This window comes from Rossellomorea yichunensis, from assembly GCF_032337515.1.
Classification (GTDB): Bacteria; Bacillota; Bacilli; order Bacillales; family Bacillaceae_B; genus Rossellomorea; species Rossellomorea yichunensis.
Genome location: NZ_JAVYAD010000005.1, coordinates 173,062 through 189,633 on the forward strand (window position 1 = coordinate 173,062; position 16,572 = coordinate 189,633).

A 16,572-nucleotide genomic window follows, 5' to 3' on the forward strand; every position below is an offset into this window, starting at 1 on the left:
ACAGTTTGGACTATAATAAAGATGTATTAAAATTCATACGGACTGGAGTGGAGAAATGATGAAACATCAGGCTGCACCTTATTTTAGTTTTAGTGGCGAAGCGAAAGAAGCATTAGACTATTACAAAGAAGTGTTTGAAGGAGAAGTATTGGCAGTTCAGACTTTTGGCGAGGCCGATTACCCAAGTCCACCGGAAATCGCTGATCAAATCATGCATGCCCACTTTAAAAAAGGAGAGCTTTCCTTTATGATGTCAGATAGCTTTCCGGGTCATCAGCCAACGGTAGGTAACAATATATCCCTTGTCCTGGAGCTGGAAAGTGAAGAGGACATCGATACTTACTATCGCCGTTTAACTGAAAAAGGAACCGTAGTAATGGAACTTCAAGACACGTTCTGGGGTGCTAAATATGCAAAGGTGAAAGATCCTTATGGAATCCATTGGGACTTGAATTACACGGAAAAATAACTCATCGGCTACTGCATCTTCAACATACATAAACCATGCAGTAGCCGTTTTTCCACGTTTATACTGATACATTTCGATTGAATTTCTTCCGACTGAAATATCTCACTATCCTCATTCGAATTAATCCCGCTTTACTTATATGATGCTGGAACCCACTAAGACCCTGCGGTACAAAATATATGTTTTATCCAAGACTGTTAAAGGGAATGGAATATGAACATTATTTAAATACGATACTTATTGGGGGAAACAAAATGGATTTGCATAATGGCCGCTTATATTGGCCTTCTACATTAAAAGATAAAAACAGAAGCTTCGATAAACATTATGATGTAGCGATTATCGGAGGGGGAATGTCCGGAGCATTATGTGCCTATTCACTTACCGAAGCGGGTTTGAACGTTGCAATCATTGAAAAACGGACTATGGCTTCAGGAAGTTCCGCTGCCAACACTGGTTTACTGCAATTTTCCAACGATATCATGCTCCATGATCTGATTGATCAAATCGGAGAAGAAAAAGCTGTCCGCTTTTATAAGCTGTGTCTTGAAGCAATTGATAACCTTGAAAGAGTCGCTATGAATTTACCATTGTCTCCCGAATTCATCCGGAGGAAGAGCATCTACTATGCGAGCTCTACGCGGCATGTATCAAAGCTGAAAAAAGAATACAAAGTATTGAAGGAACATGGCTTTCCGGTAGAATATTGGTCCAAGAAAGAAATCAAACAGCGCTTGCCTTTTTCAAAACCGGGAGCATTGATCACCAATGGAGATGCAGAAGTAAATCCATACCGATTTGTGAACGGCATAATCGACTATTTAAAGGCAGGTCAAAAGACAACAATCTTTGAAAATCTTGAAGCTGGCCGAGTAGAAGAGGCAGCTGACGGTGTCAACATTCATACTTCTGAAGGTATTATTCAGGCATCTCACTTGGTTCATGCAACCGGATATGAAACTCCTCCGATCGATAAGAAAATAGGCACTGAAGTCAATCGATCTTATGCCATTGCCACTGAGCCCATTGAAGATTTATCTCAATGGCATGAACGTGCCCTCATCTGGGAGACGAAACGCCCCTATTTATATATGCGCTCTACAGTGGATAATCGAATCATTGCAGGGGGCTTGGATGAAGATCCTCCCGAGGCACCTCAGAATGAGAAGAAAATTGAAAAAAGGGGAAAGCAAATTGAGATAGAGGTTCAAAAGCTATTTCCCGACTTGGACATCAAAATGGACTATGCATGGGGAGCAAGCTTTGGAGAATCATTGGACAACCTCCCTTATATAGGAAAGCACCCTGAAAAAGAACGAACATATTACTTATTGTGCTACGGTGGAAACGGTACGGTATATAGTATGCTCGGATCTAACATCCTCCGTGACCTCATCTTAAACCGTACAAACCAAGACGCAGACATCGTTAAATTAGACAGGTGAAAATAAGGGACGGGCCTTCAAAGGTCCGTCCCTCCCATCACAAGATAATGCTTATCTTTTTTTTGGATATGCCCTTCTGTTATCAGTTCTTTCGTGAGGCTGGTCACAGTTTCTCTTGTAGAGCCAATGAAGCTTGCGATGTCCTGGTGGGTTAGGGGGACCGTTAATTTCATGAACCTCCCTTGTTTTTCTCCAAAATTCTTCATTAGGAATGACATGAGGTAAAGGATTCGTTCTTTAACCGGTGCGTACATGATGCGTTCGAGGAACATGTTTCGTTGTTTCATATGTTGATTGAAGGTGTAGAAGAGCTCTGCAAGAAAAGCAGGTTGCGACACGCTTAAACTATCCAGTTGTTTAAGAGAGATGACTGTTAAGATCGTTTCATCGATAGCTTCTGCGTAAACTCCCTCGTCGTCTAAGCTGAAACGCGCTATATTACTGAAGAAATCTCCCTCACCCAGCATGGTGAGGATGGTTTTGCGTCCATCCTCACTATTCTTATATAGCTTTATTTTCCCGGATTGAATCCTGTACAGATTTTGACTAAGTGAAAAAGGTTGAAAGATCACTTCTTTTTTTGAGTAGTTTGCGAGCTTTCCCGGAAGATCACTATTGGCTGAAGCAGATCGTAATGACGTTGCTGCATTCAAGACGACTCCCCCTCCACTTTTTTAAAATGAGAAACGAACTCTCCGTAGCCTTGATCTTCTAACTCATCTTTCGGGACAAATCGAAGGGCTGCTGAATTCATGCAATATCTTAAACCTGTTGGCTCAGGACCATCATCGAACACATGCCCCAGGTGGGAGTCTGCGTGTTTACTCCTTACCTCGGTCCGCACCATGAATAGTGTGCGATCTTCGACTTCCACAATGTTTTCCGCTACCAGGGGCTTCGTGAAACTCGGCCATCCGGTGCCACTTTTATATTTATCTTTTGAACTGAAGAGAGGCTCCCCTGAAACGATATCCACATAAATCCCTTCTTCTTTGTTGTCCCAATATTCATTATCAAATGCTTTCTCGGTCCCGTCTTCCTGAGTCACTTTGTACTGGATATCCGTAAGTTTTTCTTTTAACTCTTCTTCTGAATAGGTGGGGTAAAGTGGCTTCGTGTCGAGCTTGATGTACCGGTCTTCTCCCCAAGCTTCATCAAGGAAGTCATCCCTTCCTGAGTTGTTTCGGTAAAACTTATAGCTTAATTCATTTTTCTTATAATAATCCTGATGGTACTCTTCCGCTTTGTAAAAGGTGGCAGCAGGCTGGATCTCTGTGACGATCTCTTCTTCAAAACGCCCTGAGTCTCCTAACTCCTGTTTTGATTGCTGTGCTATTTCCTCCTGTTCTTCACTATGAGTGAAGATACCACTCACGTATTGAGGACCCCGGTCGACGAATTGTCCACCATTATCAGTAGGATCGATTTGTCTCCAAAAAATCTTTAATAGTTGCTCATACGTAATCACTTTAGGATTATATTCAATTTGGACGGCTTCCACATGACCCGTCTGTTTCGTGGAAACTTCATCATACGTTGGATTCTTTTCCTCGCCACCTGTGTATCCGGAAATGACGGAATACACACCATCCAATTTTTCAAAAGGTGGCTCCATGCACCAGAAGCATCCTCCTGCAAAGGTCGCAACCGCATGTTCATCATCCACCATAGCAGTCTTTACGGGCTCACTTCCCAAAGACTTCTCGGTCATACTTGCATACAGTTTAGGTCCGAAAAATACCGCCAGACTTACTACCAGCATCAGGCCGATTCCAATCATCACTTTTTTCATCATCTCTCCTCCTTACTCATTTCTAAAGGCAGTCTGAACCAAAAAGTGCTGCCCGACTCACCATCACTTTCGACTCCGATCTCTCCTCCATGAAGTTCAACAATTTCTTTGCTTATGGACAGCCCCAGGCCAGATCCTCCTCCTGCTTTGTTACGGGACTTCTCTACCCGATAAAAACGCTGAAATATCGATGCCTGTTCTTCAAGGGGAACACCCTTTCCTTCGTCTGTGACTGAAAAGTTCATCATCTCTCCATCCTTTACTGCTTTAATTTCAAGTGACGTCTGATCAGGAGAAAAGGATAGGGCATTTTGTATGAAGTTCGTCATCACTCTTTTGATTTGAACAGGCATTAAAGGAACCAGAGGTAAATCTTCATCGTACTGTACAATCACTTCAACATGCTTCTCTTGTAAAACCCTTTCGAACTGCTGAATGGTTTCAATCAGGAGTTTATCGATTGGTGTCGGATGCGGATTCCATGGCAGTTTCCTATTTTCCAACTGTGAAAACTCCAGTACTTCTTCAATTAATAGACCCAGTTTTTCGGTTTCTGACAAAATGGTCTCGTAATATCTCCTCCGTGCTTCAGGATCTTCAATAATGTCATCGTTCAAAGCGGCAACAAAAGAATGGATCGATGATAAAGGTGTTCTAAGATCATGGGAAACATTGGCGATCAGTTCACTCTTGAACTTCTCTGATTCCCTTAATTCGTCGAACATAGCTTCTATTCTAGTGGACATATGATTAAAGTTAGCAGCGAGCTCTCTAATTTCCTGAGGTCCTGCTTCTGTCACCTTCACATCAAAGTCACCCTTAGCCATTCGCTCTGCTTCATTGCTCATCTGCTTTACTGACTTTAATAAAGGCGATGTAATCATCAAATTCACGGCAAAGGATAGGATCCCCGCTCCAAGCGCAATAAGGGAAAGCAGGATGATGATATTGGTTGAGATAAACATCTGAACATACGAGATTGTGAGAAATACTAAGATTACGGAGAGTGAAATCGTGTTGGCTAAAATAAGGAGGGTTCTAATTTTCATAATGCTGCTGCCCCTCAAACTTATAACCTATTCCCCACACGGTTTTTATCCATTGAGGCTCAGAAGGATCGACCTCTATCTTTTCTCTTAACCTGCGAATATGAACATTGATCGTATTCGCATCACCCAGATATTCATACCCCCATAAGGTTTCGAGCAACTGGGATTTGGAGAACACCTGTGAAGGATGCTCTGCTAACAGGGTTAATAAATCGAATTCTTTCACGGTCATGTCAATTTCTCTCCCATTAACGACTACTTTTCGTTTATTCCGATCAATGAGTAAGTCTCTCCACTTAAGAACTTCCCTTTGACCTTCCCGGGTTGGAGTGGAGTAGGTCCTTCTTAATACGTTTTTGACACGGAGCAATAATTCCCGGGGACTGAAAGGTTTGGTGACATAGTCATCAGCACCTATCGTCAACCCATAAATCCGATCCTTCTCCTGCCCCAATGCTGTCAGCATGATAATGGGTGTGTCGCTGTCTTCCCTTATCTTTTCAGCTGCCTGCCACCCATCCATTTGTGGCATCATGATATCCAGTATCACGATGTCCGGTTGGAACGTTTTGTATCGTTCGATTGCCTCATATCCATTAGAGGCAGTACTCACTTCATACCCCTCCCTCATGAGATACCGTAAGCATACATCCACAATATTTTCTTCATCATCTACTAACAGCACTTTGTTTGCCATGGCTTACTCTCCTTTACATTGCCTTACCTATCTCAGCACGACCGAAATCCACATTAAATTGTTTACACCAAATCACAATTTGCATTCCTGATGATGCAGAATGATCTCCTGGAATCACATAATTTTGATTGCCGATATTCCCCTTTAATTCACCCAGTGAAATCCCTTTTTTCGTTTCCTGACCTTCTTCTACTAAGTAAACGTATAGATCCGGTCCATTGGTCACTTCAAAATTTTCCAATCGAATATTTTTTCCTGATATACTCACTTTTCCTTTTGCATCGTGATTTTCATCTGCGCCTTGAAAAATCCCGACTAATTCATTTACGTTCATTGTATCGTTTGTCATTTCGTCTTGCGAAGATGAATCGGTTTCTTTCATAGTATTCTCTTCTTGTTCTTTCATATTTGAGCCAGAAGACGATGAAACAGGCGCTTCGTTCACCACCTTATCAAAAAATAACGGAGAAACCAGCCACCATCCCACTACTAATACTCCTACTGCAACTATTCCAATCATCCATTTTTTCATTTGCTCATCCCCTCGTTATGATTAACGATAGTATAATAAACAAACCTTATGGATTCTTAACGAAAATCTTAAATAATTCTTAAATGTTATACTCCTTTCATTTTGGACAGTCGCAAGCTTATCTGAGATAGTAATAGATATCGAATGAAAAGGAGCAGAATCCATGCTTATATCTATACTTTTACTAGCCGCTTTGATCGTGATTGCCTTCCTGGTTATCCGGTTTTATCCTGCATTTGGTGAGAAGCCTTCCCTTGAACGTGTTCAGTCCTCTCCCCAGCATTCAAAAGGCTCATTTAAAAATCCCATCCCAACTTCTATGGATACCAGCTTTTCCACGTCGCTTACAATGATTCGGGATCTTATGAAAAGAAATGCCAACCGTAAGCCTGGTACCGATATTCCAAGAGTCGGATTTCCGTCCTTTAAACATCCTCATTACGTTACGAATGTAACCTGGTTTGGGCACTCAGCGTCGATGATTGAGATTGATGGAAAAAGACTACTTCTTGACCCCATGTTTGGTCGTGCGCCATCCCCGTTTCCTTGGATAGGCGGGAAGCGGTATAGCAAAGACCTTCCTTTTCACATGGATGAACTCCCTTCTATTGATGCTGTGATCTTTTCACATGATCATTACGATCATCTGGATTATGGCACGATTCGAAAGCTTCGAGGCAAAGTGAATCAGTTCTTTGTTCCCATCGGAGTAGGGAGTCACCTTGAGAAGTGGGGAATCCATTCTGATCACATTGTAGAGCTTGATTGGTGGGACGAGGTTGAGTGGAGTGGTCTTACTCTGGCGTGTACCCCGGCACGACATTTTTCCGGCAGAAGCTTACATGATCGTAATGCTACCTTATGGTGTTCATGGTGTATCATCGGGAACTCTTCCAGACTCTTCTTTAGCGGTGATAGTGGATACGGCCCTCATTTTAAAGAAATAGGCAGTGTTTATGGACCATTCGATTTGTCCCTGATGGAATGTGGTCAATATGATCCCAGATGGGCACCGATACATATGTGTCCGGAAGAGACTGTACAAGCCCACCTTGATGTGAAGGGGAAATGGCTACTGCCCATTCATTGGGGTGCTTTCACGTTATCTTTCCATGAATGGACAGATCCCATAATGAGAGTGACGAAAAGCGGCGCAGAACAAGGGGTTCATGTTGTTACCCCCCGAATCGGAGAAACTTTTCCTGTAGAAGGTGATTCCTACCCCTCTTCAATATGGTGGGGATGAACCAACCATCGCCTAGTTGTATACAATATCTAAGAACCTTAAAGTAGGCGATTATACTATGAGCAATGAACAAAAACTCACGTTCGGAGCATGGGTTGCGGCAATCGGAACGGTCCTTGCCGCTATTGGCAGTACCCCTATTAAAAGCATTCCAGAAGATACTTTACAGTCGTTCAATCTCGTAGGAAATGAATTGCAAGCAACGGGAAATGCATTAGAGGCAGATGCAATAGATGATTTCACCCTGACGAAAGCAGGAAATGAAATTCAAGCGATCGGAAATGTCACTGTTATAGCCGGCATACTGATTAAGTTCAATGACATAACAAAGCAAGAGTTGAATATTAAAGGAAATCTCCTCCAGGCACTGGGTGGAGGGGCTGCCCTCGCAGATTCCTTTAATGAAGAACATACGTTAGAAGAGCTTTATTCGATTTATGGAAATCTCCTCCAAATTATCGGTAACTCCCTGCAGGCCATCTCAGGCATCCTTGAGTTAAATCAAAGAGACAGCGGGAATATCAATGTAGTGGGAAGCTGGATCCAGGCAGTGGGTTCTGTCATTTCTGCATTGGTGCAAACGAAAGAATCTTCCTCCTGAGGTTGTTATACATACTCTATATGTGAGAATGTATACAACCAGGTTAGCTGTTGCTAACCATAGGTCTAATTTCACAAAGTCTCTCCAGATGGGTTAATGCCCAATCCATTTCGAATCCGGGCGAATATTCATAACCTAGATAGAGAGGAGGTTTATGTTATGAATGACTTTCACACTTTAAATAATGAAACTTTTTTCAATTTTCATGATGTACGACGCCCGATCGGACGAGTGGGATTTGGCAGGCCTGGCTTTGGTGGGTTTGGAAGAAGACCGTTTGGATTTGGATTCAACCCGTTTTTAGGTGGCCTCGCCGGTGGACTGCTTGGAGCTGCATTATTGAGTCCATACTCATATGGATATGGATACGGATATCCCCCACCTTACTATGGTTATCCTCCTTACCCTTATTATTATTAATAAAATCATACAAAAAAAGGAGCCAGCGCCACATTCAATGTGCTTAGGCTCCTTTTTAAGATATTCCTGATATTCATCCATCAAGAGGGACGGACCTCACATTGAGGTCCGTCCCTCTTCTCTTACACGCTTAGATAAATCCGGTTGCCTGATGGGTCTTCAGTCAGGATTTTTCCGTTCTGTTCGCGGATGGTCGCTCCCATGGATTGAAGCTTTTGGATGATGGTGTTTCGTTTTTCTTCGGTTGGGATGTGAAGAGTGAACCAGTTTAAACCGACACTGTTTTCAGCTGGTGCCGGAGCTCCTTCCCCATTCCAGGTGTTCAGTCCAATATGGTGATGATATCCACCCGTTGAAATGAAAAGTGCCTGACTTCCAAATCGGCTGACTACATCGAAACCAAGTCCCTTCCCGTAAAATTCCTCTGTTGATTTCAAATCAGAAACATGCAAATGGATATGACCCATGACCGTACCGGCAGGAAGTCCTTCCCACGGTTGTCCCATTGCCTCAGCCAATATCCCCCTTGCATCGATTGGATCAACGGCCATCTTTACCTGATTGCCATTCCATGTCCATTCCGATGAAGGACGGTCCATGTAGATCTCGATTCCATTTCCATCCGGATCAGATAAATACAGAGCTTCACTGACGAGATGATCAGAAGAGCCCAGTTGAATATTCAGCTTTATGAGATGATCTAATATTTTCCCCAGATCTGTTCTATTCGGCAGCAACAGGGCAAAATGGTACAAACCTGTCGTTCTCGGCTCCTTAGGTGAAACATTTGCTGGTTGTTCCAGAGATAGCAATGGGTGGAATCCATCTGCCGTCAGAGTCGCTCTATTTTCTGTTTGTTCCATCACTTTAAATCCGATTACTTCTTGGTAATAGGAAAGAGATCGCTCTAAGTTTTCAACTTTTATATTTACTTCCCCAACGAATGTATGTGGTTCTTTATGAAAATTCATCTTTATTCCTCCCTTTCAATTTTGCTGTGAAAACTTTTGATCTAATGAGAACAATGATTCCTTTGCCACGACAAAATATAAAGACATCGCAAGCAGTGCTAAGTCAAATTCGTACCCGGCCATCTGTCCATTCCCTAAGAAACCTGCAGCTAATTTTACTTTAACGATTGCTCCCAACATGATTAACGCAAATATTCCAGCCACGACACGAGTACCTATTCCCAGAATCATTGCCAATCCACCGACCAATTCAATGATGGCGACTACATAAGCTGCAAACCCTGGCAGTCCTAAGCTTTGAAAGAAACCGACCGTATTTTCGATCCCTCCCTGAAACTTAGTCAAACCGTGGATGAAGAAGGTGATTCCTAAAAATATTCTTAAAATGAGTGCTCCTAGTAAGTGATTCTGTAGCATTGTCTATTCTTCCTTTCTTTATGTTATTTTATTAAAGTTAGTTACTTTATGTAACTTATATTATTTTAATAACTATGAACTGTCAAGTAATTAAATTACTAAAATGGTGATGATGTGGTATACTAGTTATAAAGAAGGAGGCATTGACAGAATGAATCAGTCAGAAATTTGTCCAAGGTTCGAGAAAGCCATCGGCATCTTAAGTCAACGATGGACAGCACTCATCATTTATCAATTGCTTTCCGGACCACAACGAAACTGTACCATCAAAGACGCAATAGGCATCAGCGGCAGGCTTCTTTCAGAGCGACTGAAGGACCTTGAAGAAGAAGGCATCGTACAGAGGGACGTCTATCCGGAAACACCCGTGCGTATTGAGTATTCACTAACTAAAAAAGGGTATTCTTTAGAACCTTTAATGAAAGATATAGAGAAGTGGTCCCAGGAGTGGATTGAGAAGGAATGAAAACTCGTCAGATTGTTGGCGGGTTTTTTTGTTTGTGCTTTCGGGCCGGGCTTTCATCGGATGATAGGATGTATTGTGTTCCTTTTTTGGTGCCTGTTGTGGGGAGGTTTAGGGATTGGAGGAGTCTTTTTGCAACATGAGAGGAATTGATTTTTAAAAATTTTCTTAGTTCCGCATTACTTATAGTAGGTCCTATCAAAAGTTCATAGTCCTTAAAGGCTTGGATATGAGCATTGATATTTTCACTATTACAATTCATACAAAGCCATTTTCCATGCTTTCTCACTAACGGCCGATGATTGCAAGCTTCACATATGACCCCCTTTAACAGCTCTCCTTCTGTAATGTTATATCGCTCCAAGACAGAGGGATTAGGTTCTTCATGATGTCGTTTTAATGTGCGAATTATTTTTTTCATATCTTTAGGTGTTACGTTTTCTTGTCGAATAGAAACCTCTATATACTTCACCTTGTCCAGTAGAGAATGGCGATGGATGACAATTTTATTAAGGGTTTTGTTATCTGGAGAAGTTTTAATGATAGTCCGATCGTTGCTCATGACTACGCAAGAGTAAATGGGGATGTTGGGAAATCCATGCTTCGATAACCAGCTTATAAGTTGGCTTTCCTGTCTTTTAATTTGAATCGTAGGGTCCGGTAAAGCTGATTCAATACCATCTTTTGTTTGAATAAGTTGATTGAAGATGGGGTCGAAGTAAGCAGTGCCCGCAAGGTATTTGACTTCAATATTGAGGATGAATCTGGTTGAGATGAGCAGGGTGTCTATTTGAAAAAAGCTGTCTTTGTAGGGAATTCTCAGGTCGTGGAGAATGTAATATTTTTTGGGGTCTAAAAAGCTTAAAGTGTAATCTAAAGCTGTCTCTCCTTTGAATCCGGCCGTTCTTTTACCAAGTTCCTCGGATATCATGGGCAGTTTTGGATGGTTGAGGGGAAGTCGGCGGAGTAAAGCTTGCAAAATGAGGATAATTCGAGGGATGATTCGTTCTTTTTCGATCATTTTATCACTCCAATCGGGTTTTATATTACGTGTATTCTCCTTGGACTGCAGAAAATCCTGCTTCGAGATGGCAGATATTAATTTTATCAGCGGAATTTTACTTATGTCAGCGAAATTTCCGATATATCAGCGAAATTCAAATTATATCAGCGAAATCTTAATTTTATCAGCGAACTGCTTCTCTTCCAGATAACTACAACAATCCCAACCAAAAAAATCATTCCCATTCCCCTCCCGCCATAGTATATTTAGAGAAGCGAAATAAATCGACTGCGAGGGACGGACCTATATGTGGAAAAATAAAAATGTATGGATATTATTGATAGGTGAATTTATAGCAGGTCTCGGATTGTGGTTAGGGATCATCGGTAATCTGGAGTTTATGCAGGAAAAGGTGCCTTCGGATTTTCTGAAATCGGTGATTCTCGCTTCCGGACTGCTTGCGGGTCTTGCTGTTGGACCTTTAGCCGGCAGAATTACGGATCAAGCAAATAAAAAGACGGTGATGCTCATCTCAGGCTTCACCAGGGCATTAAGTGTTATTTTCATGTTGATTGCGATTGATACCGGCTCGGTGCTTTGGATGGTCGTTTTCTTAGTGAGCATCCAAATCTCTGCTGCCTTCTATTTCCCTGCTCTGCAAGCTGCCATTCCGATGGTGGTGAAAGAGAAGGATTTACTGCAGATGAATGGGGTCCATATGAATGTTGCCACCCTCTCAAGGATCCTTGGAACTGCGTTAGCAGGCGTCCTATTAGTGATCATATCTTTAACGATGGTATACGTTCTCTCATTAGTGGCGTATCTGGCACTATTTGTGATGACCTGGTTCTTATCAATTGAAGAAACCGCGACTACCTCTACACAAGGTGAAAAACCAAAAGGGGCAAGCTTCAATGAAGTATTTCCTGTTATAAAAGGGCTTCCGATCGTATTTATGACTCTTGTGATGACGTTGATACCACTGCTATTTATCGGCGGGTTCAACTTAATGGTCATCAACATCAGCGAGCTTCAGGATAGCTCGGCGATTAAAGGTTGGATCTATACCGCCGAAGGGATTGCCTTTATGACAGGTGCTTTTGCCGTCAAGAAAATGGGCGAAAAAATGTCACCGTATAAAATATTATTCTTTTTTAGCTTCATCATCGGGATTGCGCAAATGATTCTTTATTTTGCAACCAGTCCGATCTTGTCAGTTCTTGCGTTTACAGTGTTTGGATTTGCCGTGGGATGCTTCTTCCCGACTGCTGCCACGATTTTTCAAACGCGTATACCGAAAGAATTTCACGGCCGCTTCTTCTCGTTCCGTAATATGCTCGACAGACTGATTTTCCAGGTTGTGCTCCTTCTCACAGGATTGCTGCTGGATCTCGTAGGACTCCAAATCATGACGGTATTATTCGGATGTCTGTCCCTTATGATGACTGGACTGTTCTATTCAAGATACCGACAGCTCAAAACGACCACATTATCGGAACAGGCAAGTTAACCAGCTCACTTTTGTGAGCTTTTTTTGTATAAGAATGAGAATTATTATCAATACTATATAAAAAGAAGACAACCACGCCTATGGTTGCCTTCTCTTCCATTACATACCCGGATCAAATGTTTTACAATCTGTTTCTTCACTGTTGTGGGCTTTGTTTCCTTTATGACTGACAACGAAAATCTGGTCTGCAGAGCACTTCTTACCTTCACGGTTATATTTGCAGTTGCTTACTTCACATAGTACGTCTTGTGCCATCTTCAAACACCTCCCTTATTATCTTTAGAGTGTACTTTCCCACCCTTTTTCATACCTGATTCGTGGAGAGTAATCATCATATATCTGAAGCTTTCACCATATAATCAAAGAGATATGTTTGATATGAAGGGAGAATCTTCGGTATGGAGCAGAGACGACTGTATCATGTTCAAAATCTTGCATTTGAAATAATGGATCAAATGAATACCGATAACGAATGGAAGAAGCCAGATCATTTAAAGCATGTGATCGATCATTTATCCCGTGCAATTGGGAGTCTTACAGATCCATCTGGGACTTTCTCTATTGATTATGTTGAAGAAAAAATTGCCACCGCCCATTATATATTGTTTAAAAACGAGAAAAAAGTTGCCCGAATAAATTTTGATAAACAATCAGCATCCGCTTTAATTGAATGAGAAAGAGGACTTACCGAAATATGGTAAGTCCTCTTCTTCTATTTAATGCTTTTTTTTAAAAAGAAATTCTATTTCATCATTGGCACAAACCTCCACAAAAGGACAGCTCAAACATACTTCCCCATTCGGTTTGGTACTGGATGATAGTGGTGCAGACAGCGTATCTATTAATTTCTCTATGTAATGCAAACCTTTCTTCATCTCTGTCGGTGACGGGCAATGGACAAATTCTTCTCCATTTAACAAGGAAACGATTCTTATCGACGAAGGAAGTCTTCCAAAGGATCTTTCACAGAAAACCACCGTCAAATAATAATACAAGGTAATCATTTCGTTATTTGTATCCACAAGATACTTGGTGACTGTGAACGATTCTTGTTCCCATTCTGCCACTTCTATCGTGAGGGATAAGTGAGTTTCAAGTTCTTCAAAGTATTGTCGAAACTTTTCATTTATAAAAAGAGGTGGTAATGTCCCATAGTTCTTCGTTAAATCCTGCATTAAGTAATCCGTCACTTTCGCCACCACTAAGTAATAATCAATCTTCGAATCAAAGATGTTTGTTTTAATAGAGGTAAGGTGCTTCTCGATGATCTCAAGTGCTTTGATGGGAGTCCTCATTTTGACGGGAAGCATAAAGAAGTCCTTTACTACTTGGTTCACAATGAACTGCATAACCTTTTTCCATTCAACTTTACTTGCTTCTTCACGCTGGATGTAGTGATAGTAAAACTTGTGGGGACAATTGATGAATTCCTTTAGATGTATATCCGATAATGTTTTAATCGAAAGTGAATAGTTCACGAATGCCTCTCCTTTCTCTAGCCCTCTTGTTTACTGAACAAGAGCTCACTAGCAAATGTACGCCCAAATTCTTTGCACGCCTCCACATCCTCATCCTCTGGTGTTAATTCCACTTTCAAACCATCATGAATCAAACGGGCTCCCCTTTCTTGCAATTTCTCATTTAATAAATCCACCGCTGCCCCGTACTTAGGATAAAAAGAGTCACAGGAACCGAAGCTTGCGGCAATCTTAGACGTTAAGTCCACGTCGTCCATGTCATCGTAAAAATCCTCAAACTCATAAGGAAGTTCGCCATCCCCCCAGGTATACGCACCTAACAGGATCCCTGCATATTCTTCAAGGACCTGAACATTCGGACAGTCATTTATATCAATTACATCGATTTCAGCTCCGGTTTCCTTCACACCTGTCTCGATGGCCGTCGCCATTTCTTCTGTATTTCCACTCATGCTTGCATAGATCATTATAATTTTATTGGTCATGATAAACCTCCAATGTATACCTAATTGATAATAATTATCATTATCACTATAAGTAAACCATACAAACTTTCCTTCTATTTGTCAATAATTAATTGAAAATAATTCTCAATTAGGACATAAAAAAGCATCCCCCTTATGAGAGATGCTATCTTACAAATTCATTACAACTCCAATACGCCCGCTTTCTGATTTTTATTATGATTTCCACGGTTAGTTACTACTTTATAAACCACGATCGTGACGAAGATCATTCCACTGCAAATAATATACAAAGCGGAAAATCCAAACTGGGATGAAACGACTCCCAGTACAAATGATCCAACGGCAATTCCAAGGTCATAAAAAATAAAGAATGTAGCGGTCGCATGCCCTGTTCTCCTCTTAGGGGCAGCCTGAATGGACATGGTTTGAAAACTCGGAAGCAAAGCACCGTAACCAAGTCCGATAAGCGTTCCTGCAATCATTAGTAAAAGGACTGATTGAGCGATACTCAAAAGAATCAAACCGATGGCAAAAATAATAAGGGACGGATAGATGACAGCGTTTGGTCCTGACCTGTCATATAAGCGTCCTGTATATGGTCGCGATAACAGCATAGCAGCTGCAAAGACGACGAAGAATAAGCTGACGGATTCGAATATACCGACAGACTTCGCATAGACGGATATAAACGACATGATCCCGGAGTAAGCAAATGATGTTAAGAATCCTACAAGGGAAATCGGAATCGCTTTAACTTCTATCAAATCCTTAAAGGTTAATCTCCCCGGCGTTTTTGCTTCCACCCCATCGTCCTCCGAAACCTGAATGCCGAATGAACAAAGGAATCCGATGACGATAACAAAGGAAAGACCCATAAACAATGTTGAATAAGCAACCCATTGAATCAATGCTAATGAAATAAACGGTCCGACCACCACGGCTAAGTTCATTGACATGGCAAAATAACCAAGCCCTTCCCCTTTCCGGTGGGGAGGGATCATGTCTGCGGCAATCGCGACTAAAACCGTTGTGCCAATACTAAACCAAATGCCATGAAAAAAACGAAGCCCCATTAAAAGATAAAAATCATTCACCCAGAAGTAAATGAATGATGAAATCCCGAAAAACATGACACTAATAATCAACGTCTTTTTCTTTCCCAACAGCTCAATGATTTTCCCCGAGAATGGCCGAATAATGATGGCCGAAAGTAAAAAAATCGTTGTAGCGAGACCGGCTTCCCCTTCCGTTCCGTGAAGTTCATCGATCACATAGAGTGGCAGGACGGTTAACAACGAATAGAAAACTAAAAAGATAAAAAAATTATTCACTAATGCCATAAAAAATGGCCGTGTCCATATAGATGTTTGATTGGAATGACTCATAAAATTCTCATTCTCCTTAATTAATTGTTATACTAATTATATCTATAACATGTATATTTGTAAATATAGTTGTTGTGACAACTATATTGAATTACTTTTATCGAACTTCTCAAATCATCCTGAATTTCATGTATGATAAAGAGAAGAAATGAATGTAGTAGGTGAAAAATAATGACAATGTCCCGTGACGAATCCATTGGCTTGTATACGAGCCATACAGTAAAGAATATTATTCGATTTCTTACATTTCATCTGAAAGAATTTGATGTGACACCCGAGCAATGGACTGTGTTGAAGCGATTAGCGGAGCAGGATGGAATCAGTCAAAAAGAACTTGCGATGAAATCAGAAAAAGATCAGCCGACCGTAACGAGGATCTTAGACATTTTGGAACGGAAGGAATTGATCTACAAACAGAGAAACCTTGATGATAGAAGATCATTCCTCATTTTCATATCAGAGAAAGGTATGGCTGCCAAGGATGAGCTGTCTCCTTTTATAGAGGGGTTATATGAAGAAACGATTCTTAAAGGGATTTCAGAAGAGAACTTAGAAGTATATAAGAGTGTTCTTGCTCAAATGAATGAGAACATTACTAGAAAATAGCGTAGTGATAGGAGGATGGAC

The 16,572-nt window shown here is 41.3% G+C and carries 21 protein-coding genes; 9 read left to right on the top strand and 12 right to left on the bottom strand.

The window, feature by feature from the left end; all coding sequences use genetic code 11:
* Positions 1 to 58 precede the first annotated feature (58 nt).
* A complete protein-coding gene (locus RSX31_RS14910) occupies positions 59 to 469 on the top strand; it encodes a VOC family protein (RefSeq protein ID WP_148970351.1) in 411 nt (136 codons plus the stop codon).
* A gap of 254 nt (positions 470 to 723) precedes the next feature.
* On the top strand, positions 724 to 1,914 hold the full coding sequence (locus RSX31_RS14915) for an NAD(P)/FAD-dependent oxidoreductase (RefSeq protein WP_315635032.1): 1,191 nt from the start codon (positions 724 to 726) through the stop codon (positions 1,912 to 1,914).
* Between the two features lie 17 nt (positions 1,915 to 1,931).
* Here the strand turns inward: RSX31_RS14915 and RSX31_RS14920 are convergent, their stop codons facing one another.
* The 5 genes from RSX31_RS14920 to RSX31_RS14940 are packed head-to-tail and all read right to left on the bottom strand — an operon-like array spanning position 1,932 to position 5,984.
* A complete protein-coding gene (locus RSX31_RS14920; RefSeq protein ID WP_315635033.1) occupies positions 1,932 to 2,567 on the bottom strand; it encodes a Crp/Fnr family transcriptional regulator in 636 nt (211 codons plus the stop codon).
* On the bottom strand, positions 2,564 to 3,706 hold the full coding sequence (gene msrB, locus RSX31_RS14925) for a peptide-methionine (R)-S-oxide reductase MsrB (protein WP_315635034.1): 1,143 nt from the start codon (positions 3,704 to 3,706) through the stop codon (positions 2,564 to 2,566). Before msrB ends, RSX31_RS14920 begins: the two co-directional genes overlap by 4 nt.
* On the bottom strand, positions 3,706 to 4,755 hold the full coding sequence (locus tag RSX31_RS14930) for a HAMP domain-containing sensor histidine kinase (RefSeq protein ID WP_315635035.1): 1,050 nt from the start codon (positions 4,753 to 4,755) through the stop codon (positions 3,706 to 3,708). Before RSX31_RS14930 ends, msrB begins: the two co-directional genes overlap by 1 nt.
* Positions 4,745 to 5,452 (bottom strand): response regulator transcription factor, encoded by a 708-nt coding sequence (locus RSX31_RS14935; protein ID WP_315635036.1) that lies wholly within the window; start codon positions 5,450 to 5,452, stop codon positions 4,745 to 4,747. The genes RSX31_RS14930 and RSX31_RS14935 overlap by 11 nt, the downstream gene beginning before the upstream one ends.
* A 13-nt stretch (positions 5,453 to 5,465) precedes the next feature.
* Positions 5,466 to 5,984: a DM13 domain-containing protein gene (locus tag RSX31_RS14940; protein ID WP_315635037.1), complete on the bottom strand. Its 519-nt coding sequence runs from the start codon at positions 5,982 to 5,984 to the stop codon at positions 5,466 to 5,468.
* Between the two features lie 163 nt (positions 5,985 to 6,147).
* Here RSX31_RS14940 and RSX31_RS14945 point away from each other — a divergent pair, with 163 nt between their 5' ends.
* The 3 genes from RSX31_RS14945 to RSX31_RS14955 all read left to right on the top strand — a co-directional run bounded on the left by RSX31_RS14945 (position 6,148) and on the right by RSX31_RS14955 (position 8,251).
* Positions 6,148 to 7,230 (top strand): MBL fold metallo-hydrolase, encoded by a 1,083-nt coding sequence (locus RSX31_RS14945; RefSeq protein WP_315635038.1) that lies wholly within the window; start codon positions 6,148 to 6,150, stop codon positions 7,228 to 7,230.
* A 58-nt stretch (positions 7,231 to 7,288) separates the two neighbouring features.
* Complete coding sequence (locus tag RSX31_RS14950; RefSeq protein WP_148970111.1) at positions 7,289 to 7,831, top strand: DUF6944 family repetitive protein; 543 nt, start codon at positions 7,289 to 7,291, stop codon at positions 7,829 to 7,831.
* A 159-nt stretch (positions 7,832 to 7,990) separates the two neighbouring features.
* Positions 7,991 to 8,251, top strand: coding sequence for a spore coat protein (locus RSX31_RS14955; protein ID WP_187443632.1), 261 nt, complete (start codon positions 7,991 to 7,993; stop codon positions 8,249 to 8,251).
* 122 nt (positions 8,252 to 8,373) lie between these two features.
* On the opposite strand, the gene RSX31_RS14960 is transcribed toward RSX31_RS14955, so the two are convergent.
* On the bottom strand, positions 8,374 to 9,222 hold the full coding sequence (locus RSX31_RS14960; RefSeq protein ID WP_315635039.1) for a VOC family protein: 849 nt from the start codon (positions 9,220 to 9,222) through the stop codon (positions 8,374 to 8,376).
* A gap of 15 nt (positions 9,223 to 9,237) precedes the next feature.
* Positions 9,238 to 9,639, bottom strand: a complete 402-nt coding sequence (locus RSX31_RS14965; protein WP_315635040.1) for a DoxX family protein — start codon at positions 9,637 to 9,639, stop codon at positions 9,238 to 9,240.
* 151 nt (positions 9,640 to 9,790) lie between these two features.
* Here RSX31_RS14965 and RSX31_RS14970 point away from each other — a divergent pair, with 151 nt between their 5' ends.
* Positions 9,791 to 10,105 carry a winged helix-turn-helix transcriptional regulator gene (locus RSX31_RS14970; RefSeq protein ID WP_148995318.1) on the top strand — a complete coding sequence of 105 codons (315 nt, stop codon included), beginning with the start codon at positions 9,791 to 9,793 and terminating at the stop codon, positions 10,103 to 10,105.
* A gap of 7 nt (positions 10,106 to 10,112) precedes the next feature.
* On the opposite strand, the gene RSX31_RS14975 is transcribed toward RSX31_RS14970, so the two are convergent.
* Positions 10,113 to 11,123 carry a nuclease-related domain-containing protein gene (locus tag RSX31_RS14975; RefSeq protein ID WP_315635041.1) on the bottom strand — a complete coding sequence of 337 codons (1,011 nt, stop codon included), beginning with the start codon at positions 11,121 to 11,123 and terminating at the stop codon, positions 10,113 to 10,115.
* Positions 11,124 to 11,412: 289 nt separating this feature from the next.
* Here RSX31_RS14975 and RSX31_RS14980 point away from each other — a divergent pair, with 289 nt between their 5' ends.
* Positions 11,413 to 12,615: an MFS transporter gene (locus RSX31_RS14980; protein ID WP_315635042.1), complete on the top strand. Its 1,203-nt coding sequence runs from the start codon at positions 11,413 to 11,415 to the stop codon at positions 12,613 to 12,615.
* Positions 12,616 to 12,714: 99 nt separating this feature from the next.
* Here the strand turns inward: RSX31_RS14980 and RSX31_RS14985 are convergent, their stop codons facing one another.
* The gene (locus RSX31_RS14985) at positions 12,715 to 12,870 is read right to left on the bottom strand and encodes a DUF1540 domain-containing protein (RefSeq protein ID WP_082051198.1); all 156 of its coding nucleotides are present in this window, start codon (positions 12,868 to 12,870) and stop codon (positions 12,715 to 12,717) included.
* Between the two features lie 143 nt (positions 12,871 to 13,013).
* Between RSX31_RS14985 and RSX31_RS14990 the strand changes: the two genes are divergently transcribed.
* Positions 13,014 to 13,289, top strand: coding sequence for a hypothetical protein (locus RSX31_RS14990; protein WP_315635043.1), 276 nt, complete (start codon positions 13,014 to 13,016; stop codon positions 13,287 to 13,289).
* Positions 13,290 to 13,331: 42 nt separating this feature from the next.
* Here RSX31_RS14990 and RSX31_RS14995 read toward each other — a convergent pair whose 3' ends face one another.
* The 3 genes from RSX31_RS14995 to RSX31_RS15005 form a co-directional block, all read right to left on the bottom strand.
* Positions 13,332 to 14,093 (bottom strand): hypothetical protein, encoded by a 762-nt coding sequence (locus RSX31_RS14995; protein WP_315635044.1) that lies wholly within the window; start codon positions 14,091 to 14,093, stop codon positions 13,332 to 13,334.
* Positions 14,094 to 14,110: 17 nt separating this feature from the next.
* A complete protein-coding gene (locus RSX31_RS15000; protein WP_315635210.1) occupies positions 14,111 to 14,560 on the bottom strand; it encodes a flavodoxin in 450 nt (149 codons plus the stop codon).
* Positions 14,561 to 14,739: 179 nt separating this feature from the next.
* Entirely contained in the window at positions 14,740 to 15,945 is a 1,206-nt protein-coding gene (locus RSX31_RS15005; RefSeq protein ID WP_315635045.1) for an MFS transporter, read from the bottom strand.
* 171 nt (positions 15,946 to 16,116) lie between these two features.
* Between RSX31_RS15005 and RSX31_RS15010 the strand changes: the two genes are divergently transcribed.
* Positions 16,117 to 16,551, top strand: a complete 435-nt coding sequence (locus RSX31_RS15010) for a MarR family winged helix-turn-helix transcriptional regulator (RefSeq protein ID WP_148995324.1) — start codon at positions 16,117 to 16,119, stop codon at positions 16,549 to 16,551.
* The last annotated feature ends 21 nt before the right edge of the window (positions 16,552 to 16,572 follow it).